Here is a 24880-nt window from a genome sequence, read left to right on the forward strand (position 1 = left end):
TCAAACCACGTCAGCTTCGCCTTGGATTATATATGTGACTGACTTCGTCAGTTCTATCTGCAACCTCAAAACAGTGTTTTGAGCTGACTTCGTCAGTCTTATCTACAACCTCAAAGCAGTGCTTTGAGCTGCCTACGGCTAGCTTCCTAGTTTGCTCTTTAATTTTCATTGAGTATGAGTAAATTTCTATCTTGATTTTCATTCAGGTAGCTTACTTTCTGCGGACGTGTCTTGCGTTTAAAAAGGGCTTCAGCTGACATGGCTTCTTCCTTACTGGCAAAACCTTGAGCATAGATAAGTTTGACTGGCAAGCGTGCTCGTGTATATTTGGCTCCCTTCCCACTATTGTGGACAGCGAGGCGTTTTCTCACGTCAGTCGTATAACCCGTATAGTAGGACCCGTCACGGCACTCCAGCACATACATATAAGCCTTATAATCCATAATAAATCTCTTCGAGTTCCGGAGTATAAGAGCCATCCTCATTGTGGACAATGAGAGGTGGCAAGACCTTAAAACCACTTGTCGAGCCATCCTTGATAGCCTCAATCAAGAGCATATTGGCCTCCTTTTCTCTTTTTGGATAAACAAACTGCAGGCGCTTAGGGGCTAGATTATGCCGTTGCAAGCTGTCCAAGATATCTAAAAGTCGATCAGGACGATGAACCATGGCCAAACGCCCATTAGACTTGAGAATACTCTGGGCACTACGACAGATTTCCTGCAAATTGGTCGTGATTTCATGACGCGCCAAGAGATAATGCTCGCTCTCGTTCAGATTAGAATGAGGATCCACCTTGAAATAGGGCGGATTACACAAAATCATATCCACCTTGCTTCCCTGTATACGAGAAGGCATATTTTTCAAATCATCACAGATGACCTCCATCTGCTCCTCCAAACCATTCAAACGGACAGAGCGTTCAGCCATATCTGCCAAACGCTCCTGAATCTCAACAGCCAAAATCTGCGCCTGAGTTCGAGTACTAGCAAATAGCCCCACTGCCCCATTCCCAGCACAGAAATCTACAATCAATCCCTTCTTAGGGAAACGTGGAAAGCGTGACAAGAGAACACTATCCACCGAATAGCTAAACACCTCTCTATTTTGAATGATTTTGATATCTGTCGAAAAGAGCTGGTTAATGCGCTCCCCTGATTTTAATAATTGTTCTTCTTCCATGGTCCTATTATAGCAAATTTATATTAACATTACAAAAGATAGAGGTTTCTAACTAGTGCTTCTGATTCTTCAAATGTTGAAGGGCTTCCTTGGTCCAAATTGGCATCATTCGTTTGAGAGGAGCAAAGCCGTAGTTAAAACGGTCGCTTGAAAAACGTCTCCGTCTCGGAAACTGGTGTTTTTCTTCCTCCAAAGTACGGATAGAAAGACTAGCTTTCCCTGTAAATTCATCTAAATCCACTACCTGAACCAGAACCTCTTCATCGACTTTCAAGGCTTCTTGGATATTTTCAATGAAGCCTGTCCGAATCTCTGAAATGTGAATCAGCCCTGTATCACCCGTCTCTAGCTCAACAAAGGCACCGTAGGGCTGAATCCCTGTAATACGCCCCTTTAGCTTATCACCGATTTTCATCTTAGTCCTCGATTTCAATTGTTTCAATCACAACATCTTCAACTGGCTTGTCCATAGCCCCTGTCTCAACAGCAGCAATGGCATCCAAAACAGCGTAAGAAGCTTCATCAGCTAACTGACCAAAAACAGTGTGACGGCGGTCTAGATGAGGAGTTCCACCTTGGTTAGCATAAATTTCTGCGATTGGTTCTGGCCAACCACCACGAGCAATTTCTTTCTTAGAATAAGGCAAATGTTGATTTTGCACGATAAAGAACTGGCTGCCATTGGTATTTGGACCAGCATTGGCCATGGAAAGGGCACCACGGATATTGTAAAGTTCTTCTGAGAATTCATCCTCAAATGATTCGCCGTAGATTGACTCGCCACCCATACCAGTTCCAGTTGGGTCTCCACCTTGAATCATAAAGTCCTTGATAATACGGTGGAAAATGACACCATCATAATAACCATCTTTTGAAAGAGCTACAAAGTTAGCCACTGTTTTAGGAGCATGTTCAGGGAAGAGCTTGATACGCAAGTCTCCGTGATTAGTCTTAATAATCGCTAACGGACCTTCTACTGTTTCAATATCTACTTGTGGGAAATGCAATTCTTTTTCTACCATACCAAATCCTTCTAAGGCATCAAAAATGCCATCTTCTTCTAGTGTTTTTGTAATATAATCTGCTTTTTCTTTGATGTTATCATGAGAAATTCCCATAGCAACGCTGATCCCACCATAATCAAAGAGTTCCAAGTCGTTGAGGCCATCTCCAAAGACCATGACGTTCTCTGGTTTCAAGCCAAGGTGTTCCACAACCTTTTCCACACCCGTCGCTTTGGAGCCTGAAATCGGAACAATATCAGACGAATGTTGATGCCAACGAACCATGCGAAGTTTATCAGAGAGACTGTCAGGCAATTGCAAGTCATCTCCCTTATCTTCAAAAGTCCACATTTGATAGATGTCTTCTTTTTCATGAAAATCAGGATCCACATCCAAATCAGGGTAAATTGGATTGATAGCTTCACTAATCATATCTGTGCGGGTCGACAACTTAGCATCATGACTCCCAACCAAACCATACTCAATTCCTTCTTGCTTGGTCCAAGAGATATACTCTTCAACATCTGACTTCTCAATCTGATGTTGGTAAATGACCTGACCTTTTTTGTCTTCGATATAGGCCCCATTTAAGGTTACAAAAAAATCAGGCTTGAGGTCACGAATCTCTGGTACAACACCAAAAATCCCTCGTCCAGAAGCAATACCTGTTAAGATTCCTTTCTCACGTAATTGCTTAAAAACAGTTGGGATTGAAGCTGGAATAAAACCGGTTTTGGAATTTCGCAATGTATCATCAATATCAAAAAAGACAATCTTGATCTTCTTTGCCTTATATCTTAATTTGGCATCCATCTCACTACCTCTTTCAATCTAATACTCAATGAAAATCAAAGAGCAAACTAGGAAACTAGCCGCAGGTTGCTCAAAGCACTGCTTTGAGGTTGTAGATAAGACTGACGAAGTCAGTTACATATATCTACGGCAAGGCGACGTTGACGTGGTTTGAAGAGATTTTCGAAGAGTATAACTCTTTCCATTATACCATAAAGTAGCTAAATCCCCTATTTTCAAAAAAGTTTCCAATTTTTATTGTAAGTCCTTGGATAAGTACAGAACTAAATCATCATTATTTTGAATAGTGGCATTCATTTCCAAAGGTTGGTTTCGATACCAAACGCCTGAACCATCTGGAATATAGCCTCGTTTGATATACAATCTCTGGGCAGGACCATAGCCTGAGTGCAAACCTACACCAAGAGTGACCTTGCTCGAAACAAACTTGACTCGTTTTTCTGCTTCTTCTAGCAGTTGATTCCCAACCCCTTGATTTCGAAAAGGCTCAAACACATTAAAATCTGATAATTCTGGATAGACTCTTGCAAAAGGACCATGTTTAGCAGAGGGCAAAATGGTAACGTAGCCCGCTACAGCACCATCAATTTCCACAACTAAGACTTCTCTCTCCCCGCTTTCCTGTTCCAGAAAATATCTAGCCAAAATTTCCTCTCTACCAGACCAACCCTGATTGATAAAACCTTGGAACAGGTGTTTGATATCCGATTCAATCATTTTTCTAATAATAGCGTTTCCCTTCATAAGATGCTCCTTTAAAAATTCCTATAAAAATTCCTACTATCATTATAGCACGTTTATAGATCCAGGAAAAAGAACTAGCCGGGTCTTGAATTCCTGAACTCATAAAAAAAGGTCCACCCGGAGCAAACTCGCTCTTTCATTTCAAAGCTCGTGAAAAAAAGACCCGCCGGGGTCTTTTGTTTAATCTTCGTTTACGAAAGGCATCAAAGCCATTACGCGAGCGCGTTTGATAGCTGTTGTTACTTTACGTTGGTTTTTAGCTGAAGTTCCTGTTACACGACGAGGAAGGATTTTCCCACGTTCTGAAACGAAACGGCTAAGAAGCTCAGTATCTTTGTAATCAACATATTCAATTTTGTTTGCTGCGATGTAATCAACTTTTTTACGGCGTTTGAATCCGCCACGACGTTGTTGAGCCATGTTTTTCTCCTTTATAATTTTAATTGTCCATTAGAATGGTAAATCATCATCTGAAATATCCAATGGATTTGTTGCTCCAAATGGATTTTCATCACGTGAAAAGTCTGGTACTGAATTTGTAGGTGCTGAATAGTTTGAACTTGGTGCAGAGTAAGCTCCACCTGTGTGACCCTCACGCACACTACGGCTTTCCAACATTTGGAAATTCTCAGCCACGACCTCTGTCACGTAGACACGTTGTCCTTGCTGGTTATCGTAACTACGAGTCTGAATACGACCTGTCACCCCGATAAGTGAGCCTTTTTTAGCCCAGTTAGCAAGATTTTCAGCCTGTTGGCGCCACATAACGACATTGATAAAATCAGCCTCACGTTCGCCATTTTGACTCTTAAATGTACGGTTTACTGCAAGAGTAAAAGTCGCAACTGCTACATTTGATGGGGTATAACGCAACTCAGCGTCACGTGTCATACGCCCTACAAGTACAACATTGTTAATCATAGTTTACCTTCTTACGCGTCAGTTTTGACGATCATGTGACGAAGAATGTCAGCGTTGATTTTTGAAAGACGGTCAAACTCTTTAAGAGCTGCGTCGTCGTTTGCTTCAACGTTAACGATGTGGTAAAGTCCTTCACGGAAATCTTTGATTTCGTATGCAAGACGACGTTTTTCCCAAGATTTTGATTCAACAACAGTTGCACCGTTGTCAGTCAAAATAGAGTCAAAACGTGCTACCAAAGCGTTTTTAGCTTCTTCTTCAATGTTTGGACGAATAATATAAAGAATTTCGTATTTAGCCATTGATATGTTCCTCCTTTTGGTCTAATGACCCCAAGACTTTGCAAGGGGTAAGTGAGGTTCGCTCACAATAAACTATTATACTAGAAAACATTTTTTTACGCAAGTAAAAACTCTGGAATTCGAAAAAACGCCACATGGGCGTTTTCCTGTTCTTATGGTTTGATACGGTGCAACATACGTGGGAAAGGAATGGCTTCACGAATGTGTTTTGTTCCTGCTGCAAAGGTTACCATACGTTCGATACCGATACCAAATCCACCGTGTGGAACTGTACCGTATTTACGAAGGTCAAGGTAGAATTCGTACTCTGTACGATCCATGCCAAGTTCATCCATCTTAGCTACAAGGGCATCATAGTCTTCTTCACGCATAGACCCACCGATGATTTCTCCATAGCCTTCTGGAGCAAGCAAGTCTGCACAGAGCACGCGCTCTGGATTTCCAGGAACTGGTTTCATGTAAAATGCCTTGATGGCTGCTGGGTAGTTCATGACAAATGTTGGTACACCAAAGTGGTTTGAGATCCAAGTTTCATGTGGTGAACCAAAGTCATCACCATGCTCAAGATGCTCATAGTCAGCATCTTCATCATTTTCATGCTCTTGCAAGAGGTCAATAGCTTGATCGTAAGTGATGCGTTTGAATGGCTCTGCAATGTAGCGTTTCAAGAGTTCTGTATCACGTTCCAAGGTTTCCAAGGCTTGAGGCGCACGGTCAAGAACACCTTGAAGAAGAGCTTTTACATAAGCTTCTTGCAAATCAAGTGACTCATCATGTGTCAAGTATGAGTACTCAGCATCCATCATCCAGAACTCAGTCAAGTGACGGCGTGTTTTTGATTTTTCAGCACGGAATACGGGACCAAAGTCAAAGACACGACCAAGGGCCATCGCACCTGCTTCTAGGTAAAGCTGACCTGACTGGCTCAAGTAGGCTGGCGTTCCGAAATAGTCCGTTTCAAAGAGTTCTGTTGAATCTTCAGCAGCATTTCCTGAAAGAATTGGGCTATCAAATTTCATGAAGCCGTTCTTGTCAAAGAACTCATAAGTCGCATAGATAATCGCGTTACGGATTTGCATCACAGCCACTTGCTTACGAGAACGGAGCCACAAGTGACGGTTGTCCATCAAGAAGTCCGTTCCGTGTTCTTTTGGTGTGATTGGGTAGTCTTGAGATTCACCAATCACTTCGATGTCTGTAATATCCAACTCATAGCCAAACTTAGAACGTTCGTCTTCTTTGACAATACCTGTCACATAAACAGAAGTTTCTTGGCTCAAGCGTTTAATAACATCAAATTTCTCAAGTCCTACTTCTTCACCAAATTTTTCTACAAAGTTTGGTTTAAAGGCCACACCTTGGAAAAAGGCTGTTCCATCACGCAATTGCAAGAAGGCAATTTTTCCTTTTCCTGATTTGTTAGCAACCCAAGCGCCAATCGTCACTTCTTGACCAACATAGTCTTTTACATCAATAATCGTTACACGTTTTGTCATTATTTTTCCTTTTCTTTTATTTTTCCATAAATGCTTTCAAGCGTTTAACTGCTTCTTTAAGCGTGTCTAGGTCTGTCGCATAGCTGAGGCGGACATTTTCGGGAGCTCCGAATCCTGCTCCTGTTACCAAGGCCACTTCAGCTTCTTCTAGGATAGCGGTTGTAAATTCTGTCACATCCGTATAACCTTTCATCTCCATGGCCTTTTTGACATTTGGGAAGAGGTAGAAGGCTCCTTGCGGTTTGACCACTTCAAATCCTGGAACCTCGGCAAGAAGGGGATAGATGGTATTTAATCGTTCCTCAAAAGCCTGACGCATGCTTTCTACAGTATCTTGCTCACCTGATAGAGCCTCTACCGCTGCATACTGGGCTACTGCTGACGGGTTCGAGGTTGTTTGACCTGCAATCTTGGACATGGCAGCGATAATGTCTGCTTCTCCGACGGCATAGCCAATCCGCCAACCAGTCATAGCATAGGTTTTAGACACACCATTGATGACCACTGTTTGCTTGCGAATCGCTTCCGATAGACTAGAAATTGGTGTAAATTCATGGCCATTATAGACCAAGCGGCCATAGATATCATCTGCAAGGATGAGGACATCCTTTTCTACAGCCCAGTTTCCAATCGCCAAGAGTTCCTCACGAGTGTAAATCATTCCTGTCGGATTGGATGGTGAATTCAGCACCAAAACCTTGGTCTTGTCTGTGCGAGCTGCTTCCAACTGCTCTACAGTCACCTTAAAATGATTGTCCTCTTTAGCAGGAACAAAGACTGGAACACCTTCTGCCATCTTGACCTGATCTCCATAGCTGACCCAGTAGGGGGTTGGGATGATAACTTCATCACCTGGATTGACCACAGCCATAAAGAAGGTATAGAGAGAATATTTGGCTCCCGCAGCGACTGTCACTTGATTTGGCGCTACAGAGTAGCCGTAAAAACGCTCAAAGTAGGTATTAACCGCCGCCTTTAGTTCTGGCAGACCTGAGGTTACTGTATAAAAAGAAGCACGCCCATCTTGAATCGATGCAATGGCGGCATCTTGGATATTTTTTGGAGTAGTGAAATCTGGCTCACCCAAAGTTAGAGACAGAATATCTCTTCCCTCAGCCTTCAGTGCTTTGGCACGGGCACCAGCAGCCAAGGTCACACTTTCTTCCATTTCTAAAACACGGTTGGATAGTTTCATAGGCCCTCCTTATTGACCAATGCTCCTGATTCAAAATCTACTAGATAAAAATCAGTTCCTGACTTGACTTCCCAGATTGGCTTTTCTTGATAACGGCCAAAGGTAATCTTGTCAATCTCGCCAGCTCCTTTTTCCTTAGAAACGGCTTCCGCTTTTTCTTGTGAAACCCCCTGATTTAGCTGATAAACGTAAATCTTATGGTCATCTTTTCCAATCAGGACGGCAAGTGCTTCTTGCTGTTTATTACGACCAAGAACGCTGTAATAAGATTCCAAGCCATTATACAAATCAACCTGATCAGCCTGCTCTAATCCTGCATACTGCTGAGCTAATTTTTCTCCTTCACTTTTAGCTGTTTGATAGGGTTTCATGCTAAGAGAAATCAGATACAGAAAGGAAGCACTGATAACCACAAACAAAATCGTCATCCCTAGACCGTACTGCCACAGTAGATTATTTTTTGCTTTTTTTTGTCTTTTTTTCACTCGTCTATTTTACCATCTATTGGGCTTTATTACAAGTGAATATAAGAATACTCTTCGAAAATCAAATTCAAACTACGTCAGCTTCGCCTTGCCGTACTCAAGTACTGTCTACGGCTAGCTTCCTAGTTTGCTCTTTGATTTTCATTGAGTATAAACAACCAATTCTATTTCTTCCTTCAAACAAAACAGATTTTTCTTGTTTAAAACCGAGCAAGAAAAGTGAAAACACCTCCAAAATCAGCGTATTAAAAAACCTGAGCTTGGCACTCAAGTTTTCGTAAGTTCTTTTACTTTATAGAATCACTTTATCATCCATTCTTTTAGCCATTTTTCCTAAAAAGATAGGCAGTAGAAGGCTAATCATGACTAAAAAGAATCCTAGATAAAGAAATGTTGCTACAAAGCCCAAATTGTCAATCAACCATCCTGTCAGTGGAAAGAACACAATCATACTTAGGCTAAACATCATTGAGTAGACACTCAGCATGGTTGCCCTTACTTCACTTGGAAGGCGCTCTTGCAAATCATTATCAAAAATCGGCTGAAAAAGAGCATATAGAGCATTACTAATCAAATAAATCAAAATATAGATTAGAGGTGTTCCAAAGTAGGACAGCAGGTAGGTGACTCCAGTCAGCAGGACGAGGACAGGGAAAAGCTTCAAGGCAGCATAGTTCTTTCCAATCCTACTCGCTAGATATACTGCGAGGATATTCAAAAGACTACCAAGTAGCATAACTGCTGAAATTTGCCAACTACTTAAATCTGGTAACTGATTTTGATAGTAAAAGTAAAACATGCACATGAGTACTCCGACAATCTGAGACAAAATCATCCAGTTGAAGAGCATTGGATTTCGCCCCAATTCTTCCTTAACAGTCCAAATAATCTGTTTCATCGTCACACTATCAGCTTTTTCTAGCTTGACACTAGGCTCTTTCAGCATCCAAATCAGGACAAGAACTATAATAGAAGTGGCAATCATGATGTAGTAGGTCAGATGCAATTGACCATGGACAAAAAATCCCGCCAACACTGTCCCCAAAGACCGAGTTCCTTCTGCCACTCCTGACATAAAGCTCGAAATGGATAAGTAACGCTCCTTCATTCCAGCCTCTACAGCAGAGTCATAGACCATTGCCGCGCTTGTTCCTGAATCAAAATTATAAGACAAGGCACTTACCGCCATAGCTAGTGCATAAATCCAAAAATTTCCCTGCCCAGCCAACATGAGAATAGAAGACACAATCCCTGCTATTCGACTTAAATAAAGGTTGGTCTTATAGGAATAGCGATCAGCTAACATTCCAGATGGAATTTCGCAGAGAAGACTGGTCGTATGAAAAATACTCTCCAGAAGTCCAATCTGCCAAAGAGACATGCCGTTTTGACTGAGAAAGAGAATCCAAAAACTGGTAATCCCTAGAAATGCAAAAAACTCAACTCCGGCCATCAGGCCAATATTTTTCCGATAATTTCTTATTAACATCTTTTCTCCTTAACAAGTGTATTATTATTTCTTTTGTCCGTCACTTGTTAATCTTTGCCTTACATGATCTCCACCCCTTTTAGAAGCATTCTTCAATGCCATTATTGTTCCTTTAATTATTTATGAAATGATACCAGAAAAAAACTGTTCTGCGGTTTCTATTGCGAGTTTTCTTGTTTATTTTAGCACTTATGTTATCATATTACAAGAGAATATTGGAATACTCATAGAAAATCAAAGCAAACCAGAATCCAAAACGAACAGTTCTTACTTTTCCAGTTGCCAGTGACTAGAATTTCTGCAATTTTATAATTCTCAAATAAACTCTGAGCAAATCTCTTGCAAGTTGTTTTGTTTTGTTGTAATATATTTTATAACAACGAAAAAATTCTCGAAAATTTTAAGAAAAAGGAGACACATCATGTCTAAAAAAGTATTATTTATCGTCGGATCACTACGTCAAGGTTCTTTCAACCACCAAATGGCTCTCGAAGCTGAGAAAGCACTTGCTGGTAAAGCAGAAGTTAGCTACCTCGATTATTCAGCCCTTCCTCTCTTTAGCCAAGATTTGGAAGTTCCAACACATCCAGCTGTAGCTGCTGCTCGTGAAGCAGTTCTCGCTGCTGATGCTATCTGGATCTTCTCTCCAGTCTACAACTTCTCTATCCCTGGAACAGTGAAAAACTTGCTTGACTGGCTATCTCGTGCCCTTGACTTGTCTGATACACGTAGTGCTTCTGCCCTCCAAGACAAGTTTGTCACAGTCTCATCTGTAGCCAATGCAGGTCACGATCAACTCTTCGCTATCTACAAAGACCTCTTGCCATTTATCCGTACACAAGTCGTTGGTGATTTCACTGCTGCACGTGTTAATGACTCTGCTTGGGCAGACGGAAAATTGGTTCTTGAAGAAACAGTTCTAAACTCACTTGAAAAACAAGCTCAAGACTTGGTCAATGCTATCAAGTAACTAAACTAACTAACATAATAAAAGCGAACAAGACTGCTTTTCTGACACTCAGAAGGCTAGCTTGTTCGCTTTTTCTCATTTTAAACTAATACTCAATGAAAATCAAAGAGCAAACTAAGAAACTAGCCGCAGGTTGCTCAAAACACTGTTTTGAGGTTGCAGATAGAACTGTCGAAGTCAGTAACATTTATACGGCAAGGTGAAGCTGACGTGGTTTGAAGAGATTTTCGAAGAGTATAAAATAGCTGATGATACATATTGTCAAATACAAAATATCTTTTCATACTTCCTTAACAAAAACCAATTCCTGCTGCTGTGACAGGTCTTCTCGGTAGTTAAATCCTGCAAAGCTTAAGCAACGAGCTTCCTCCACCGTCTGTACTTGATTTTCTATTAGGGCTGTCAGGAAGGCACCACGCGCTTTCTTTGAAATAGTTGAATGAATCTTCAGCTGCCCACCTCTATCCTCCATGAATTTGAAGGTCACCATCTTTTCTCTGATTTCCTTAGAAAATACAGTCTCAAACTCGGACGACAAGAGGGAGAAAATTAGGTCTTCACCATTCATGGCTTCATCATAGGCTGCCTTCCAATGGCTCTTCAAAGTCTTACCATCGACTTTTAACTTCATCAAAAAGTCCAAACGGTGAGGAGCCATAGGTGACAAGGCTGGAACGACTCCGTACAAAGCCGACGTGATGAAGACATGATTTTCAAGATAGACTTGTTCTACCTCGGTCAGTTTGTCTCTCTTAATGTGACGGTACATAAGCCCATCAAAAAGTTTCAAGGCTGTGTAGTGTTGAGCAGTTTGGTTTTTCAAAGCTTGGATATTCTGAAATTCTTCCGCTGCCTTCTCAGCTGATACCTTGTAAAAGCTCTCCAATTGACTAGCAGAATAGAGGGCCAAGGCATCAAGCACAGCCTGACTTTCTGGTCTTAAAGGAGTTTCCTCGATACTTGGCAAATCTGTGTTCATTTCTTTTGCTGTTGGGATTAAAATTTTCATATGAATAGTGTAGCATATTTTTGAGCCACTACCAAGAAATTCATCTAAAAAACCTCGGTTTGACCGAGGTTTATCTGTTTATTTTGGCCATCCTAACCAGATAGCTACGAGAACAAGGGCTGTGCCAGCTAAACTTGTTAAGATAGAAAAGAATTTATCTTTTTTCTCCTTGAACTGAGAAAAACCTATCTTCAAAGCGAGCAGTCCGAGTAGCATGGAAGCAACCATCAAATAAAACCCCATTTGTTTGTCCTCCATTAGTCTTAATTTACCTTATTATAACTTATATTTTTAAAATAAAGCTGTTTTTACTGCACTTTAAAGGTCTTGAGATAATTGTCTTTTCCTACTTGACCTTCGAAGGTTTTACCATTTTCAAGGTAAGGAAGGTCATCGGATACTGAGGCTTTAACCTTGTAAATCTTGCCATCAACTTTAAAGAAGTAGACGGTGTCGCCCTTGATAACAGCTGATTTGAGGTCTGCTACCACACCCTTGATGCTTTCTGTGGTTTCATTATCAATCTCAAGATCGTTTTTATTGGCGTACTTGCTGAGCAGTTCTTCTACTGTAGTAGCTACGATAACATTTTGGTACTCGACTGCGTCTACCAGAGCGTACTCTTTGACCAAGCCCGCATTGTCCTTCAAGCCCATGATGTAGAGAGGTTTGTCATTGAGGTTGATGAGAATTGGGAAGGTTGCCTTGTAGGATTTCTCCTGAACAGCACCTTCGGCTGATTCACGGGCTGATTCTTCGGTCGCAGAAGCCAAGCTGTACTTAGTGATTTCCCCTGTTCGCATATTTTCAAGGATGAAGCCAAGGTTACTTTCATCTGCATTGGCCGACGTCACACCTGTGTAGAGATAGATGTCATTGCCGATAGACAAGTAATTATAGCCCTTGGTAGTCTGGGTCACATTTTTCTTGGAAATCATGGCATTCCAGAAACCGTCCTTGTACTTGCCGTTGTAGTTGATTTGCTCAATGGTTTCCTCAGCTGGATAGACTCTGTCCACCCATTCTGGAACATCAGCCAAGCTGTACTCCTTGGTTTCTCCATTTGTGGCATCCAAGATAATGACTGAAACAGGACGGGGAACCGCAAGTCCAAATTGCTTTTGGTAAACCGTTGCTACATAGAAAGGATTGCCCTCATCGTCCACCTCAAATGATGGAGTTTTAAAGATCTTGGTTGGGTACTTAAAGCGCAGGTGGCGTTTGACATCACGGTTAAAATACTCCGAGTCCGAATACTTGATTGGTGTCTTCAAGTCCACCAAGTCCGCATTTCCAGTCACCATGTCCACCTTGATATACTCGCCGATTCCCTTGGCCTGATTGTTAAACCATTTAATAGGGTCTGCGTATTCTAGTGGCGTAACCCGATAAGGTTTCCCATCAATTGTCAATTGGGTATAGGTATCTGCCGCTACGTACTGCGATACCTTATCCGTCAGGGAACCCAAGTAGCGGTCTCCAATTTTTTCAGCAGTACTTCTATCTAAAATAGGAACCTTACTGGTATCAGTCTTAGGAAATTCAGCAAAGTCTTTTTCCGTCACCGTAACTACATTGGCATAATTTTTAGCCTGAAAAATGCTGGAGGTCACCAAGGAAACTAAACCAGCCAAGAGCAGAATTCCTCCAATTGAAGCAAAAAGAATTTTTCCTAACCGATTGATTTTGAAACCCTCTAGATTTAAGGCAGCTTCTGCCTTGCCGTGGCGCACATGAACTGTTTTGACCAGATTGATTCCCTTGCCAAAGCCAAATAAGATTGCCACAAGCAGCAAATGCCCACAGAGGAAAAAGAGAAATTCCCAGCTGGTCAGGTTAAGGGGTGGTAAAAATATATACCAGGTCGTTGCGATAAAAATAAGTTCAAAGATTATCCGTTTCATTTACTTTCCTCCTAAATGATTCGTCCTTCCAAGTGATCCAGTTCATGCTGGCAAATCTGGGCTGGGAAACCTGTCAAAGTAATAGTCTGTTCCTGCCACTTGCTGTCACGATAGGCAACCCTTATGGTTTCATAACGCTTAGTAGGTCTCACACCCATCAAGGACAAACAGCCTTCTTCTGTCTCATAAGGACCTTCAGAGGATAGGAGAACTGGGTTAAACATGACCACGGGAACCAAGCCAAGATTAAAGATAATCACGCGCTTCTGCACCCCAATCATATTGGCAGCTAGACCAACACAGGTCTCACGATTCGCAAGCAGGGTATCCTGCAAATCTCTGGCAAGATACAGGTCTTCCTGACTTGCCGTCTGAGACACCTGGGATAAAAATAAGATATCCTTCACAATTTTCTTTTCCACTTCCTCACACTCCTCTAGATGTTTACTATATTATAGCAATTATAGCACAAAAGCTGATAACTGCAAGCCCTTTCCCTCAACTGTAGCAAAAAGCCATCCGAAGATGACTTTTTTACTATTTAATTTCTTTATAAGTTACTTCCAAGCCACACTTAACAGCTGGACGATTGGCAATTTTTTCTCCCCATTTTACTAGATTCTGGTAACTTGAGGCATCTAAGAATTTTGCAGAACCTTGATAAAGGTTTCCTTGGACTAACTGTCCATACCAAGACCAAATAGCAATATCTGCAATCGTATAGTCATTGCCTGCAATATAAGGTTTCTGAGCCAATTCCTTATCCAATAAATCCAACTGGCGTTTCACTTCCATCGTAAAACGATTAATTGGATATTCCAATTTTTCAGGGGCATAATTAAAGAAATGTCCAAATCCCCCACCTAGAAAAGGTGCAGCACCTGCTTGCCAGAATAGCCAATTCAAAACTTCTACCTTTTCCACAGGATTGCTTGGTAAAAAGGCTCCAAATTTCTCAGCAAGGTAAAGAAGAATATGAGCAGACTCAAAGACTCTTACTTCTTCAGTCCCTGACTGGTCCAATAAGGCTGGAATCTTGGAATTGGGATTGAGCTTCACAAAGTCTGATCCGAATTGATCCCCATCCATAATAGCAATCTTATACAAGTCGTAAGTCGCTTGCTCAAAACCAGCTTCTAGTAATTCTTCTAATAAGATAGTGACCTTCACACCATTTGGTGTTCCCAGTGAATAAAGCTGAAAAGGTTGTTCTCCTTTTGGCAAGTTTTGTTCGAAACGCGCGCCTGCTGTTGATCTATTTAGTCCTGTAAAGGCTCCTTGATTACTAGCTTCATCCTGCCATACGGTCGGTAATTGATATGCTGACATCAGAAACCTCACTTAAATCGCATTCTTATCAAAGCCGAGTTTACGTTGAACAAACTTAACGATTTCGACGATGATAATCATTGAGAAGCTTCCAGCCATAACGATTCCCCATTGTGACAAGTCTAGTTTGGTTACATGGAAGATTCCTTCAAGCGGTTCTACAACGATTGTTGCCATGAGAAGGATGAAGGATACCAAGATAGACCAGTTAAAGGTCTTGGACTTGAATGGTCCAACTGTCAAGATTGATTGGTAAACAGATTTGACATTATAGGCATGGAAGAGCTGAATCAAACCAAGGGTTGCAAAGGCCATAGTAAGGGCATCTGCATGAATGGCATGATTGTCACCCACATGAACTGGGTAGAGAAGAGCAAGGCCATAAACACTCATAACAATAGCTGCTTGGAGTACACCTTGATAGATGATAGAACTCAAAACACCACCTGAGAAGAAGCTTGCCTTGCGTCCACGTGGTTTATGGTTCATGACACCAGGCTCAGCAGGTTCAACACCAAGAGCAATAGCTGGGAAGGTATCCGTTACCAAGTTAATCCACAAAAGATGAACTGGTTGCAAAACGTCCCAACCAAACAAGGTTGATAGGAAGATAGTTAATACTTCAGCCGTATTGGCAGAAAGTAGGTACTGAATGGTCTTTTGAATGTTTGAAAAGACCTTACGTCCTTCTTCTACTGCGACGATGATGGTCGCAAAGTTATCATCTGCAAGAATCATGTCAGATGCACCCTTAGAAACCTCTGTACCAGTGATTCCCATACCGATACCGATATCTGCTGTTTTCAGAGCTGGCGCATCATTGACACCGTCACCTGTCATGGCAACGACCTTACCTTGTTTTTGCCAAGCTTTCACGATACGAACCTTGTGTTCTGGAGACACACGGGCATAAACAGAGTATTGCCCAACCACTTTTTCAAAGTCTTCATCTGACAGTTCGTTGAGCTCTGCACCAGTTAAAACGTGACCTTCTGTATCGTTTGCATCAATGATTCCCAAACGTTTGGCAATAGCTTCTGCAGTGTCTTGATGGTCACCCGTAATCATAATCGGACGGATTCCCGCTTCCTTAGCCACACGAACAGCCTCAGCCGCCTCAGGACGTTCAGGGTCAATCATTCCGATCAAACCAGTAAAGATTAAATCATTTTCTAATTCTTCAGAAGTAAGATTTTCTGGAATACTATCAATAATCTTATAAGCACCTGCAAGGACACGCAAGGCTTGGTGGGCCATTTCAGAGTTGTTTGTATGAATAAGGTTTGTAACCTTCTCATCAATCGGAGCAATATCCCCAGCCTTATCACGAAGAACACAACGTTTCAAAAGTTGGTCTGGCGCACCCTTGACTGCCACAAGGAAACGACCATCTGGCAATGGGTGAACCGTTGACATGAGCTTACGGTCAGAGTCAAATGGCAACTCAGCTACACGAGGATATTTCTCTAAGAAACCTTTGACATCGTAACCCTTATCCAAGGCATACTGAATGAAGGCTGTCTCGGTTGGGTCACCAATCAGGTTGCCTTCCACATCGATTTTCGTATCATTGGCTAAGACAACTGAACGAAGAAGAGGCATTTCAAGACCTAGTTCAATGTTATCAGCCGAGTCATGTAGGACTGCATCGTAGAAGACTTTTTCAACTGTCATCTTGTTCATAGTCAGCGTACCAGTCTTATCAGAAGCAATGATTTCAGTTGAACCAAGGGTTTCAACTGCTGGCAACTTCCGAACGATAGAGTTTCGTTTTGCCAAAACTTGAGTACCAAGGGCAAGAACGATAGTTACGATAGCAGGAAGTCCTTCTGGGATGGCTGCAACAGCAAGCGCAACAGAGGTCATCAACTCACCAAGTGGATTTTTCCCTTGAATAAAGACACCCACTACAAAAGTAACAAGGGCAATGACCAAGATAGCATAGGTCAAGACCTTCGAAAGGTTGTTCAAGTTTTGCTTAAGTGGCGTATCAGTCTCATCCGCATCTTGAAGCATACCTGCGATATGACCAACTTCTGTGTACATCCCTGTATTGACAACAACACCCATTCCACGACCATAGGTTACGTTAGAGTTTTGGAAGGCCATGTTGACACGGTCACCGATACCAGCATCTGCAGCAAGCTCGACTGTCAAGTCTTTTTCGACTGGCACAGACTCACCTGTCAGGGCAGCTTCTTCGATTTTAAGAGAATTGGCTTCTAGCAAACGTAGGTCTGCTGGTACCACATCGCCAGCTTCAAGGGCAACGATATCACCTGGTACCAATTCTTTAGAATCAATCTCAGCCATGTGCCCATCACGAAGAACCCGAGCAGCTGGACTAGACATAGATTTGAGAGCTTCGATAGCTTCTTCGGCTTTTCCTTCTTGGTAAACACCAAAGGCAGCGTTGATGATAACCACGGCTAGGATGATAATGGCATCTGCGATATCTTCCCCACCAGAAGTCACGACTGACAAGATTGCTGCCGCAACTAGGATGATAATCATCAAATCCTTAAATTGCTCAATAAATTTGACCAGGATTGATCGTTTCTCGCCTTCTTCGAGTTCATTGTGGCCAAATTCGGCAAGGCGCTTTTCCGCCTCACTTGATGACAAACCTTGCTCGGTCGCATCCACAGCCTGCAAGACCTCTTCAGGACTCTGAGTGTAAAACGCTTGGCGTTTTTGTTCTTTTGACATGTGTCTCCTCCTTGACATTGTGTGCAAAACAGACTCTCTTTTCCCTCATCGCATCTTTTCACGACAAACAAAAAGAGACCTGTTAATCATAACAAGTCTCGCTGTTTAAGATAGTGCCGGAAAGCATACTTTTCAGTATAAAATTCGGAATGACGACACTATCACAGGTTTCTGCCAGCTACTCCCTTGAGTAGTACTATTATACCAAATTTTGAAAAGTTTTCAAAGAGTAAAAACTGCCTTATTTGAATTTTACCTTGAAAACCAGTATAATGGTAGAATGCTATGTGACTAGAAAGGAAGTTGAATGAAGCAATCTATCTCAAATCTCAAGTTAGCTGAGCGTGGGGCCATTATCAGTATTTCGACCTATTTAATCTTGTCTGCAGCCAAATTAGCGACTGGTCACCTCCTCCATTCATCCAGTTTGGTGGCCGATGGTTTTAACAACGTTTCGGACATCATTGGAAATGTCGCCCTCTTGATTGGGATTCGGATGGCGCGCCAGCCTGCTGACCGTGACCATCGTTTCGGCCACTGGAAGATTGAAGATTTGGCCAGCTTGATCACTTCTATCATCATGTTCTATGTTGGCTTTGATGTGCTGAGGGATACCATTCAAAAAATTCTCAGTCGGGAAGAAACGGTCATTGATCCTCTTGGTGCAACTCTAGGAATCATTTCTGCAGCGATTATGTTTGTGGTGTATCTCTACAACACTCGCCTCAGTAAGAAATCCAACTCCAAGGCACTCAAGGCCGCCGCCAAGGACAATCTTTCTGACGCTGTTACTTCACTTGGAACTACCATCGCCATCCTGGCCAGCAGTTTCAATTATCCCATTGTGGATAAACTGGTTGCTATTGTCATCACCTTCTTTATCTTGAAAACTGCCTATGATATCTTCATCGAGTCTTCCTTTAGCCTTTCAGATGGCTTCGATGACCGTCTGCTTGAGGACTATCAAAAGGCCATTATGGAAATTCCAAAGATTAGTAAGGTCAAATCCCAAAGAGGTCGCACCTACGGTAGCAACATCTATCTGGATATCACGTTAGAAATGAATCCAGACTTGTCTGTTTACGAAAGTCATGAAATCGCGGATCAGGTCGAGTCTATGCTGGAGGAACGTTTTGGCGTCTTTGATACCGATATCCATATCGAGCCGGCGCCTATCCCTGAGGATGAAATTTTAGACAATGTCTATAAAAAATTGCTCATGCGTGAACAATTGATTGACCAAGGAAATCAATTACAAGAACTCCTAGCCGAAGACTTTGTCTATATCCGCCAAGATGGAAAGCAGATGGATAAAGAGGCTTATAAGGCTGAAAAAGAGTTAAATTCAGCTATCAAGGACATCCAAATCACTTCTATCAGTCAAAAAATCAAACTCATCTGCTATGAGCTAGACGGTATCGTTCATACCAGTATCTGGCGTCGCCATGAGACTTGGCAAAATATCTTCCACCAAGAAACAAAAAAAGAAGACCAACAGTGACCCTATCCAGTGGATAGGGCTTTTTTGATTGATTTTCTTTAACCTAAACTATCTCATAAGCGTTTAGAAGATTTGGTTTTCGAAGCTTGTTTTGTCTGTTTTCTTGCTTGACGATTTTGTTCGATACGCCATTCTCTTTCATAGTACTTCATAGTATCGTATACCCTTTCAGGAAGACCTACATCTAATAGAAAGATAGGGATGATCAAATCTGCTGATTGATGAAAAGGGAAACACCTTCTCTTCAGTAGAGCTAGAAGTGATTGAGATTGCACATTTTCCTTGTTTTTAAAATAAACTTCAATCCGATAGGAATCCCTATACTTCCCTCGAATTCGAGAGAAGGAAAATTCCTCTACATCAGTCCAAGCATAGAAATGACTAGGTTTCTTTGGATTCGGTTTGTAGTAAAACCCCTGAACAGTAAATCTCAAATATTCCTTATCCGAGCTTAAAAGTCTGTAAGTCAGATAAACTCCTACTCCAACATAAGAAAGTAAAACTAGCATTAACAAAAGACTTATCGTATAAAATCTGGTCCCTTTTTGCGAATGCGAATGGAAATAATAGAGAGCTAACAACAATAAAAGCACTGAAACCAAGCCAAACAAGGCATTCCAAATGATTTTCTTGGGACTACGTTTAATGACTTCTTCCATCACGCCAACTCACTTAAATATTCATAGCGTTCGTATTTTTCAAAGAGTGCTTCGTTTTTCTCATCCAATTCTTTTTGGAGAGTAGCTAGTTTACCAAAGTCAGAGCCGTTAGCCTGCATTTCCTCTTCAATAGCAGCGATACGATTTTCCAAGGCTTCAATATCGCCTTCAATGCTTGCCCACTCCTGCTTTTCTTGGTAGCTCATGCGTTTCTTGTCTTCTCGGACCTTAATCACCTTTTCCTTTTCGGCCTTTTGCACTTGATTGGCCATCTCTGTTTCAAAGACTTTTTCATCAAGATAGTCGGTATAATGACCAAAGAATGGACGAATCTTGCCATCCTCAAAAGCGAGAATCTTGGTCGCTACCTTATCCAAGAAATAGCGGTCATGGCTAACTGTTAAAACGGGACCAGCAAAGCCTTGCAAGAAATTCTCCAAAACTGTCAAGGTCGCAATATCTAAGTCATTTGTCGGTTCGTCCAAGAGAAGAACATTTGGTTTTTCCAAGAGCAGTTTGAGGAGATAAAGACGTTTTTTCTCTCCCCCAGACAATTTTTCAATCAAGCTTCCATGCGTCGAACGTGGGAAGAGGAACTGCTCCAGCAATTCCGCAATGGAAGTCGTAGAACCACCGCTGGTCTTGACCTCTTCTGCCACTTCCTGCAAATAATTGATCACTCGCTTGCTCTCATCCAAGCCCTCAATTTGTTGAGAGAAATAGGCGATACGAACTGTTTCCCCAATCACAACTTGTCCTGCTGTCGGTTCAAGACTTCCCGAAATCAGGTTTAGCAGAGTTGATTTCCCAACACCGTTGTCTCCAACGATTCCGATACGGTCTTTGGCCTGCACCAAGAGATTAAAATCTTGCAAAATAGGCTTGTTTTCATAGGCAAAGGAAACATCCTGAAACTCGATGACTTTCTTCCCAATCCGACTGGTTTCAAAGTTCATGGTCAAGTCTGTCTCAGCAGTATTGCCTAAAACTTCTTTCTTCAAGTCATGGAAACGATTGATACGAGCCTGTTGCTTGGTCGCACGCGCCTGCGGTTGTCTGCGCATCCAGGCCAATTCTTGCTTATAAAGTTGTTCCTTTTTGTGGAGAAGAGCCGCATCGCGCTCGTCCTGTTCCGCCTTAAGACGGACATAGTCCTGATAATTCCCTTGATACTCTGTCAAGCCTGCGCGATCCAATTCGAAAATCCGTGTTGACAAAGCGTCTAGGAAATAACGATCGTGGGTGATAAAAAGGACGGTCTTCTTAGAATTTTTCAAAAAGAGGGTCAGCCATTCAATAGTCGCAATGTCCAGATGGTTGGTCGGCTCATCCAGTAGCAAGAGATCGTGGTTGCTAAGTAAGACTTGCGCCAACTGGACCCGTCTTCTTAGACCACCTGACAATTCTCCAACTGGAGTAGATAAGTCCTGAATACCCAATTTGCTAAGAACGGTCTTGACCTGACTCTCAATTTCCCAAGCTTGAAGAGAGTCCATTGCAGCCATAACACGTTCCAAACGCGCCTGCTTATCCTCACTGTAGTTGAGCATGATCAATTCATACTCACGAATGAGCTGGATTTCCTTGAGGTCGCTGGACAGGACCGTATCCAAAACCGTCTTGCTATCATCAAAATCAGGATCCTGGGTCAAGTAACCAATCTGGTAATCATTCTTAGCTGAAAAGGGACTGACATCCCCATCAAAGCCAGAAACACCAGAAAGGACATCTAAAAGGGTGGTTTTACCCGTGCCATTGACACCAATCAGACCAATTCGATCCAAGTCATGGATGATAAAGGAAATATCCTTAAAAACGGTCTTATCACCGACGGACTTACTTAGTTTTTTAACGATAAAATCACTCATTTTTTCTCCCTCAGATAAGCATGGATGGCTTGACGGTCATTTTCTAATTCTCCATCGACAATGGCATACTCAATCTCTGTTAAAATCTCTCCCAAGTCTGGTCCCGGCTGATAGCCATATTCCTTAATCAAAATACCACCGTTGATTTGGATTTCTTTCTTGTCATGAATGGTCAAACTCTGGTAGGTTTCTGTTATGACTTGCGGATTAACTGCTTTCCCTTGAGCCTGACGAAGAGTTTCAGCCTGTAAAAGCAAATCCAAGTCAAAGCGGTAACAATCGCGCTTGCCCAATTCTCCCTTTTCACGTAAGACCAAAATAGTCAGTAAATCCTGAACTTGCTTGGCAAATTGACGTGAGGTTTTCCAAGCCTTCAAAAAGGGCTGCGCATTTTCAATCTCCAAAAACCACAGTAGAGCCGCCCAGGCTTGTTCAGAGGATTCAAAAGTAAAATCAGTCTCCAAATCAAACAATCTGTTGAGCTTGTCTTGGCTAGATGCCATATCAGGGAGATAGTCATAAGCTTGACTCTCAATCATGGAAGCCAAGCCCCTTCTCCAAAATGGCGCCAGTAAAAGTTTATCAAACTCGACGAAGGTACGCTCCACAGAAATTTTCTCCAAAAGTGGCGTCAAGGTCTTCATTGCTTTAAACGTTTCTGTCTCCAGTTCAAAGCCAAGACTGGCCTGAAAACGGAAACCTCGCATAATCCGCAAAGCGTCTTCATTGAAACGCTCACTGGCCACTCCAACTGCTCGCAAGACTTGATTTTCCAAATCTTCTAAGCCATGGAACAAGTCAATGATTTCCCCTGTCTCATCCAAGGCAAAAGCGTTGACTGTGAAATCACGGCGCTTGAGGTCTTCTTCTAGTGAACGCACAAAGGAAACCGCACTGGGTCTGCGATAGTCCACATAGACATCCTCTGTCCGAAAGGTGGTTACCTCATACTCCTCATCCCCATCTAAGACCAAGACGGTTCCGTGCTCGATTCCGATATCGGCTGTTCGCGGAAAAATCTGCTTAGTCTCTTCTGGATAAGAAGAAGTCGCAATATCCACATCATGGATAGGACGATGGAGGAGGGCATCTCGAACAGAACCCCCAACAAAATAGGCTTCAAAGCCTGCTTCTTTAATTTTTTCTAATACTGGTAAAGCCTTCTGAAATTCAGAAGGCATTTGCGTTAATCTCATAATAAGTGTTCTAATCCATAGACAAGCTCATGACGCTTGACAACTTCTTTAATTCCCAAATTCACCCCTGTCATGAAGGAGCTACGATCATAGGAGTCATGACGGAGGGTCAATCCTTCTCCCTGATTGCCAAATATGACTTCCTGATGAGCCACCAAGCCTGGCAAGCGAACTGAGTGAATACGCATACCATCAAAGTCAGCACCACGAGCACCCGCAATCAGTTCTTCCTCATCAGGCGCACCTTGCTGAATAGACTCTCGAACCTCTGCCATCAACTCAGCTGTTTTAATGGCTGTTCCACTCGGGGCATCTTTTTTCTTGTCATGATGGAGTTCGATAATCTCCACATTTGGGAAATATTTGGCAGCCTGCGTCGCAAATTGCATGAGCAAGACAGCACCCAAGGCAAAGTTAGGGGCAATCAAGCCACCCAAGTTTTGGGAACGAGAAAATTCTTTTAGCTCTGCAATTTCTTCACTCGTGAAACCAGTTGTTCCAACTACTGGAGCAAAGCCATTTTCAAGAGCAAAGCGTGTATTTTCATAGGCAACAGCCGGAGTTGTGAAATCTACCCAGACATCCGCTTCAAAGCCTGCTAAATCAACCTTATCCTTGAAAACAGGAATTCCTTGCCATTCTGATTCAGACTCAAAAGGATCCAAAACTGCTACCAAGTCCAAATCTGGATCATCCAAGACCATCTGACAAGCAGCTTGGCCCATCTTACCCTTAAAACCAGCAATAATTACTCGAATACTCATCTCTACTCCTATTTAAGATACAGAGGACGTTAGCTGCCCATGAAAAATAGGGAATGGCGCTGACTTTCCACGAAAGGCAAGACAGGCATCTTTTTTCAAGAGGCAGGTAGTCCGTGTTCAATTGCTAAGATACAAAGCCTGTAAGAACACAAAGTGAAAATAGGAATTCTAATCCAGGGATGTCTACTCCTTGGAAGAACTATCTTTTTCACACAGTGTTCCAGGCGTGTTCAATTATCAAGATACAAAGGACCTTAGCTACCCATGAAAAATAAGGAATGGCGCTGACTTTCCATGAAAGGCAAGACAGGCATTTTTTTCAAGAGGCAGGTAGTCCGTGTTCAATTTCTAAGATACAAAGCCTGTAAGAACATAAAGTGAAAATAGGAGTTCTAATCAAGGAGTGTCTACTTCTTGGAAAAACTATCTTTTTCACACAGGGTTCCAGCGTGTTCATTTGCTAACTTCTTAACTAGCCTATAAGCGCCAACTAAATCACTGGAATATAACCCAGAGCAATACTTCCTGCTCCTAGGTGTGTTCCAATGACACTACCAAATGTAGCAAGTGAAATATCCGTACCTACTCCAGATTCAAGTAAGTGATGACGCAATTCTTCAGCCTTTTCAGGAGCATTTCCGTGAATGACAATGACCCGATATTGGCCTGAAGCCGTTGCTTCCTTGATAATCTCAATTAAGCGCTTGGTTGCTTTCTTTTCAGTACGAACTTTTTCGTACACTTCAATCACACCTTGATCGTTGAAATAAAGGATTGGCTTAATGCTTAGCAGATTGCCCAAAATAGCAGCCCCATTTGAAAGGCGTCCACCTTTTACCAAATGATCCAAATCATCTACCATGATAAAAGCTGACGTACGACTAATTTGAATAGCTAGCTTATCCTGAATAATGGCAAAATCATCGCCTTGATCTCGCCAATTAAAGACGCTTTCAACCATGATACCAAGAGGAGCACTTGTAATCAAAGTGTCTGGAAAAGCAATGGTTAAACCCTCATAGTCATCGACCATATACTGGATATTTTGGTAAAAGCCTGAAATTCCAGAAGATAGGAAAAGCCCCAAGGCATGGGTATAACCTTGTTCTTTGAGCGAAGTTAAGATTTCATCTAACTTGGCAATACTTGGTTGACTGGTCTTAGGCAATTCAGAAGCCTGAGCCATTTTTTGATAAAATTCCTCAGCAGACAGATTGATGCCTTCGACATACTCCTCACCATCAATATTGACAGGAATATCCAAGACATACAAATCTTCTCTTTGCAAGGTCTCTGCACTGAGATAGGCAGAGGAATCTGTGATAACAGCTAACTTCATA

General features: G+C 42.1%; 25 protein-coding genes. 2 read left to right on the plus strand and 23 right to left on the minus strand.

Going from position 1 to position 24880, the window contains the following annotated elements; translation table 11 throughout:
* Nucleotides 1–158: 158 nt before the first annotated feature.
* The 12 genes from QM959_RS00535 to QM959_RS00590 all read right to left on the minus strand — a co-directional run bounded on the left by QM959_RS00535 (nucleotide 159) and on the right by QM959_RS00590 (nucleotide 9631).
* Nucleotides 159–443 carry a GIY-YIG nuclease family protein gene (locus tag QM959_RS00535; protein WP_414370707.1) on the minus strand — a complete coding sequence of 95 codons (285 nt, stop codon included), beginning with the start codon at nucleotides 441–443 and terminating at the stop codon, nucleotides 159–161.
* On the minus strand, nucleotides 433–1182 hold the full coding sequence (locus QM959_RS00540) for a tRNA1(Val) (adenine(37)-N6)-methyltransferase (RefSeq protein ID WP_247934555.1): 750 nt from the start codon (nucleotides 1180–1182) through the stop codon (nucleotides 433–435). The genes QM959_RS00535 and QM959_RS00540 overlap by 11 nt, the downstream gene beginning before the upstream one ends.
* Before the next feature lie 52 nt (nucleotides 1183–1234).
* Nucleotides 1235–1597 carry a S1 RNA-binding domain-containing protein gene (locus tag QM959_RS00545; protein ID WP_020902234.1) on the minus strand — a complete coding sequence of 121 codons (363 nt, stop codon included), beginning with the start codon at nucleotides 1595–1597 and terminating at the stop codon, nucleotides 1235–1237.
* A 1-nt stretch (nucleotide 1598) separates the two neighbouring features.
* Nucleotides 1599–2999 carry a bifunctional Cof-type HAD-IIB family hydrolase/peptidylprolyl isomerase gene (locus QM959_RS00550; protein WP_414370710.1) on the minus strand — a complete coding sequence of 467 codons (1401 nt, stop codon included), beginning with the start codon at nucleotides 2997–2999 and terminating at the stop codon, nucleotides 1599–1601.
* A 234-nt stretch (nucleotides 3000–3233) separates the two neighbouring features.
* Entirely contained in the window at nucleotides 3234–3743 is a 510-nt protein-coding gene (locus tag QM959_RS00555) for a GNAT family N-acetyltransferase (protein WP_414370712.1), read from the minus strand.
* Between the two features lie 180 nt (nucleotides 3744–3923).
* Nucleotides 3924–4163, minus strand: a complete 240-nt coding sequence (gene rpsR / locus QM959_RS00560) for a 30S ribosomal protein S18 (protein WP_000068664.1) — start codon at nucleotides 4161–4163, stop codon at nucleotides 3924–3926.
* A gap of 30 nt (nucleotides 4164–4193) precedes the next feature.
* A complete protein-coding gene (gene ssbA, locus QM959_RS00565) occupies nucleotides 4194–4664 on the minus strand; it encodes a single-stranded DNA-binding protein SsbA (protein WP_000609602.1) in 471 nt (156 codons plus the stop codon).
* A gap of 11 nt (nucleotides 4665–4675) precedes the next feature.
* A complete protein-coding gene (gene rpsF / locus QM959_RS00570) occupies nucleotides 4676–4966 on the minus strand; it encodes a 30S ribosomal protein S6 (RefSeq protein ID WP_001151778.1) in 291 nt (96 codons plus the stop codon).
* 152 nt (nucleotides 4967–5118) lie between these two features.
* Nucleotides 5119–6462 carry an asparagine--tRNA ligase gene (gene asnS / locus QM959_RS00575; protein ID WP_000167160.1) on the minus strand — a complete coding sequence of 448 codons (1344 nt, stop codon included), beginning with the start codon at nucleotides 6460–6462 and terminating at the stop codon, nucleotides 5119–5121.
* 16 nt (nucleotides 6463–6478) lie between these two features.
* Entirely contained in the window at nucleotides 6479–7657 is a 1179-nt protein-coding gene (locus QM959_RS00580; protein WP_414370713.1) for a pyridoxal phosphate-dependent aminotransferase, read from the minus strand.
* On the minus strand, nucleotides 7654–8142 hold the full coding sequence (locus QM959_RS00585; RefSeq protein WP_414370714.1) for a DUF5590 domain-containing protein: 489 nt from the start codon (nucleotides 8140–8142) through the stop codon (nucleotides 7654–7656). Before QM959_RS00585 ends, QM959_RS00580 begins: the two co-directional genes overlap by 4 nt.
* A gap of 292 nt (nucleotides 8143–8434) precedes the next feature.
* The gene (locus QM959_RS00590) at nucleotides 8435–9631 is read right to left on the minus strand and encodes an MFS transporter (RefSeq protein WP_414370715.1); all 1197 of its coding nucleotides are present in this window, start codon (nucleotides 9629–9631) and stop codon (nucleotides 8435–8437) included.
* 421 nt (nucleotides 9632–10052) lie between these two features.
* Here QM959_RS00590 and QM959_RS00595 point away from each other — a divergent pair, with 421 nt between their 5' ends.
* Nucleotides 10053–10601 (plus strand): NADPH-dependent FMN reductase, encoded by a 549-nt coding sequence (locus QM959_RS00595; protein WP_414370717.1) that lies wholly within the window; start codon nucleotides 10053–10055, stop codon nucleotides 10599–10601.
* Nucleotides 10602–10881: 280 nt separating this feature from the next.
* On the opposite strand, the gene yaaA is transcribed toward QM959_RS00595, so the two are convergent.
* From yaaA to QM959_RS00625, 6 genes are all read right to left on the minus strand, one after another.
* A complete protein-coding gene (yaaA, locus tag QM959_RS00600; RefSeq protein WP_414370719.1) occupies nucleotides 10882–11610 on the minus strand; it encodes a peroxide stress protein YaaA in 729 nt (242 codons plus the stop codon).
* A 78-nt stretch (nucleotides 11611–11688) separates the two neighbouring features.
* Nucleotides 11689–11853 (minus strand): YczI family protein, encoded by a 165-nt coding sequence (locus QM959_RS00605; RefSeq protein ID WP_247934617.1) that lies wholly within the window; start codon nucleotides 11851–11853, stop codon nucleotides 11689–11691.
* Between the two features lie 65 nt (nucleotides 11854–11918).
* Complete coding sequence (locus tag QM959_RS00610; RefSeq protein ID WP_414370721.1) at nucleotides 11919–13514, minus strand: hypothetical protein; 1596 nt, start codon at nucleotides 13512–13514, stop codon at nucleotides 11919–11921.
* Between the two features lie 11 nt (nucleotides 13515–13525).
* Nucleotides 13526–13936 carry a peptide deformylase gene (locus QM959_RS00615; protein ID WP_414370723.1) on the minus strand — a complete coding sequence of 137 codons (411 nt, stop codon included), beginning with the start codon at nucleotides 13934–13936 and terminating at the stop codon, nucleotides 13526–13528.
* Between the two features lie 115 nt (nucleotides 13937–14051).
* Nucleotides 14052–14843: a glutathione-dependent disulfide-bond oxidoreductase gene (yghU, locus tag QM959_RS00620; protein ID WP_414370724.1), complete on the minus strand. Its 792-nt coding sequence runs from the start codon at nucleotides 14841–14843 to the stop codon at nucleotides 14052–14054.
* Between the two features lie 12 nt (nucleotides 14844–14855).
* A complete protein-coding gene (locus QM959_RS00625) occupies nucleotides 14856–17552 on the minus strand; it encodes a cation-translocating P-type ATPase (protein WP_414370726.1) in 2697 nt (898 codons plus the stop codon).
* 307 nt (nucleotides 17553–17859) lie between these two features.
* Between QM959_RS00625 and mntE the strand changes: the two genes are divergently transcribed.
* Nucleotides 17860–19053 carry a CDF family manganese efflux transporter MntE gene (gene mntE / locus QM959_RS00630; protein WP_414370728.1) on the plus strand — a complete coding sequence of 398 codons (1194 nt, stop codon included), beginning with the start codon at nucleotides 17860–17862 and terminating at the stop codon, nucleotides 19051–19053.
* A gap of 53 nt (nucleotides 19054–19106) precedes the next feature.
* Here mntE and QM959_RS00635 read toward each other — a convergent pair whose 3' ends face one another.
* The 5 genes from QM959_RS00635 to QM959_RS00655 form a co-directional block, all read right to left on the minus strand.
* Complete coding sequence (locus tag QM959_RS00635; RefSeq protein ID WP_414370729.1) at nucleotides 19107–19712, minus strand: hypothetical protein; 606 nt, start codon at nucleotides 19710–19712, stop codon at nucleotides 19107–19109.
* Nucleotides 19712–21580 carry an ABC-F family ATP-binding cassette domain-containing protein gene (locus QM959_RS00640; protein WP_414370730.1) on the minus strand — a complete coding sequence of 623 codons (1869 nt, stop codon included), beginning with the start codon at nucleotides 21578–21580 and terminating at the stop codon, nucleotides 19712–19714. Before QM959_RS00640 ends, QM959_RS00635 begins: the two co-directional genes overlap by 1 nt.
* Nucleotides 21577–22776 carry a CCA tRNA nucleotidyltransferase gene (locus QM959_RS00645; RefSeq protein WP_414370732.1) on the minus strand — a complete coding sequence of 400 codons (1200 nt, stop codon included), beginning with the start codon at nucleotides 22774–22776 and terminating at the stop codon, nucleotides 21577–21579. The genes QM959_RS00640 and QM959_RS00645 overlap by 4 nt, the downstream gene beginning before the upstream one ends.
* Nucleotides 22773–23540, minus strand: a complete 768-nt coding sequence (gene dapB, locus QM959_RS00650) for a 4-hydroxy-tetrahydrodipicolinate reductase (RefSeq protein ID WP_414370734.1) — start codon at nucleotides 23538–23540, stop codon at nucleotides 22773–22775. Before dapB ends, QM959_RS00645 begins: the two co-directional genes overlap by 4 nt.
* Before the next feature lie 490 nt (nucleotides 23541–24030).
* Entirely contained in the window at nucleotides 24031–24879 is an 849-nt protein-coding gene (locus QM959_RS00655; RefSeq protein WP_414370735.1) for a DegV family protein, read from the minus strand.
* Nucleotide 24880: the final 1 nt, after the last annotated feature.

The organism is Streptococcus mitis (assembly GCF_047459985.1).
In the GTDB taxonomy this organism is placed as follows: domain Bacteria; phylum Bacillota; class Bacilli; order Lactobacillales; family Streptococcaceae; genus Streptococcus; species Streptococcus mitis_DZ.

Bases quoted from the DNA above. Each gene is read 5' to 3' on its own strand.
- QM959_RS00545 (WP_020902234.1), bottom strand. From the start codon at position 1,597: ATGAAAATCGGTGATAAGCTAAAGGGGCGTATTACAGGGATTCAGCCC.
- QM959_RS00610 (WP_414370721.1), bottom strand. From the start codon at position 13,514: ATGAAACGGATAATCTTTGAACTTATTTTTATCGCAACGACCTGGTAT.
- rpsR (WP_000068664.1), bottom strand. From the start codon at position 4,163: ATGGCTCAACAACGTCGTGGCGGATTCAAACGCCGTAAAAAAGTTGAT.
- QM959_RS00580 (WP_414370713.1), bottom strand. From the start codon at position 7,657: ATGAAACTATCCAACCGTGTTTTAGAAATGGAAGAAAGTGTGACCTTG.
- ssbA (WP_000609602.1), bottom strand. From the start codon at position 4,664: ATGATTAACAATGTTGTACTTGTAGGGCGTATGACACGTGACGCTGAG.
- yaaA (WP_414370719.1), bottom strand. From the start codon at position 11,610: ATGAAAATTTTAATCCCAACAGCAAAAGAAATGAACACAGATTTGCCA.
- QM959_RS00645 (WP_414370732.1), bottom strand. From the start codon at position 22,776: ATGAGATTAACGCAAATGCCTTCTGAATTTCAGAAGGCTTTACCAGTA.
- QM959_RS00540 (WP_247934555.1), bottom strand. From the start codon at position 1,182: ATGGAAGAAGAACAATTATTAAAATCAGGGGAGCGCATTAACCAGCTC.
- dapB (WP_414370734.1), bottom strand. From the start codon at position 23,540: ATGAGTATTCGAGTAATTATTGCTGGTTTTAAGGGTAAGATGGGCCAA.
- asnS (WP_000167160.1), bottom strand. From the start codon at position 6,462: ATGACAAAACGTGTAACGATTATTGATGTAAAAGACTATGTTGGTCAA.
- QM959_RS00590 (WP_414370715.1), bottom strand. From the start codon at position 9,631: ATGTTAATAAGAAATTATCGGAAAAATATTGGCCTGATGGCCGGAGTT.
- yghU (WP_414370724.1), bottom strand. From the start codon at position 14,843: ATGTCAGCATATCAATTACCGACCGTATGGCAGGATGAAGCTAGTAAT.
- QM959_RS00595 (WP_414370717.1), top strand. From the start codon at position 10,053: ATGTCTAAAAAAGTATTATTTATCGTCGGATCACTACGTCAAGGTTCT.
- QM959_RS00605 (WP_247934617.1), bottom strand. From the start codon at position 11,853: ATGGGGTTTTATTTGATGGTTGCTTCCATGCTACTCGGACTGCTCGCT.
- QM959_RS00535 (WP_414370707.1), bottom strand. From the start codon at position 443: ATGGATTATAAGGCTTATATGTATGTGCTGGAGTGCCGTGACGGGTCC.
- rpsF (WP_001151778.1), bottom strand. From the start codon at position 4,966: ATGGCTAAATACGAAATTCTTTATATTATTCGTCCAAACATTGAAGAA.
- QM959_RS00635 (WP_414370729.1), bottom strand. From the start codon at position 19,712: ATGGAAGAAGTCATTAAACGTAGTCCCAAGAAAATCATTTGGAATGCC.
- QM959_RS00550 (WP_414370710.1), bottom strand. From the start codon at position 2,999: ATGGATGCCAAATTAAGATATAAGGCAAAGAAGATCAAGATTGTCTTT.
- QM959_RS00625 (WP_414370726.1), bottom strand. From the start codon at position 17,552: ATGTCAAAAGAACAAAAACGCCAAGCGTTTTACACTCAGAGTCCTGAA.
- QM959_RS00640 (WP_414370730.1), bottom strand. From the start codon at position 21,580: ATGAGTGATTTTATCGTTAAAAAACTAAGTAAGTCCGTCGGTGATAAG.
- mntE (WP_414370728.1), top strand. From the start codon at position 17,860: ATGAAGCAATCTATCTCAAATCTCAAGTTAGCTGAGCGTGGGGCCATT.
- QM959_RS00655 (WP_414370735.1), bottom strand. From the start codon at position 24,879: ATGAAGTTAGCTGTTATCACAGATTCCTCTGCCTATCTCAGTGCAGAG.
- QM959_RS00555 (WP_414370712.1), bottom strand. From the start codon at position 3,743: ATGAAGGGAAACGCTATTATTAGAAAAATGATTGAATCGGATATCAAA.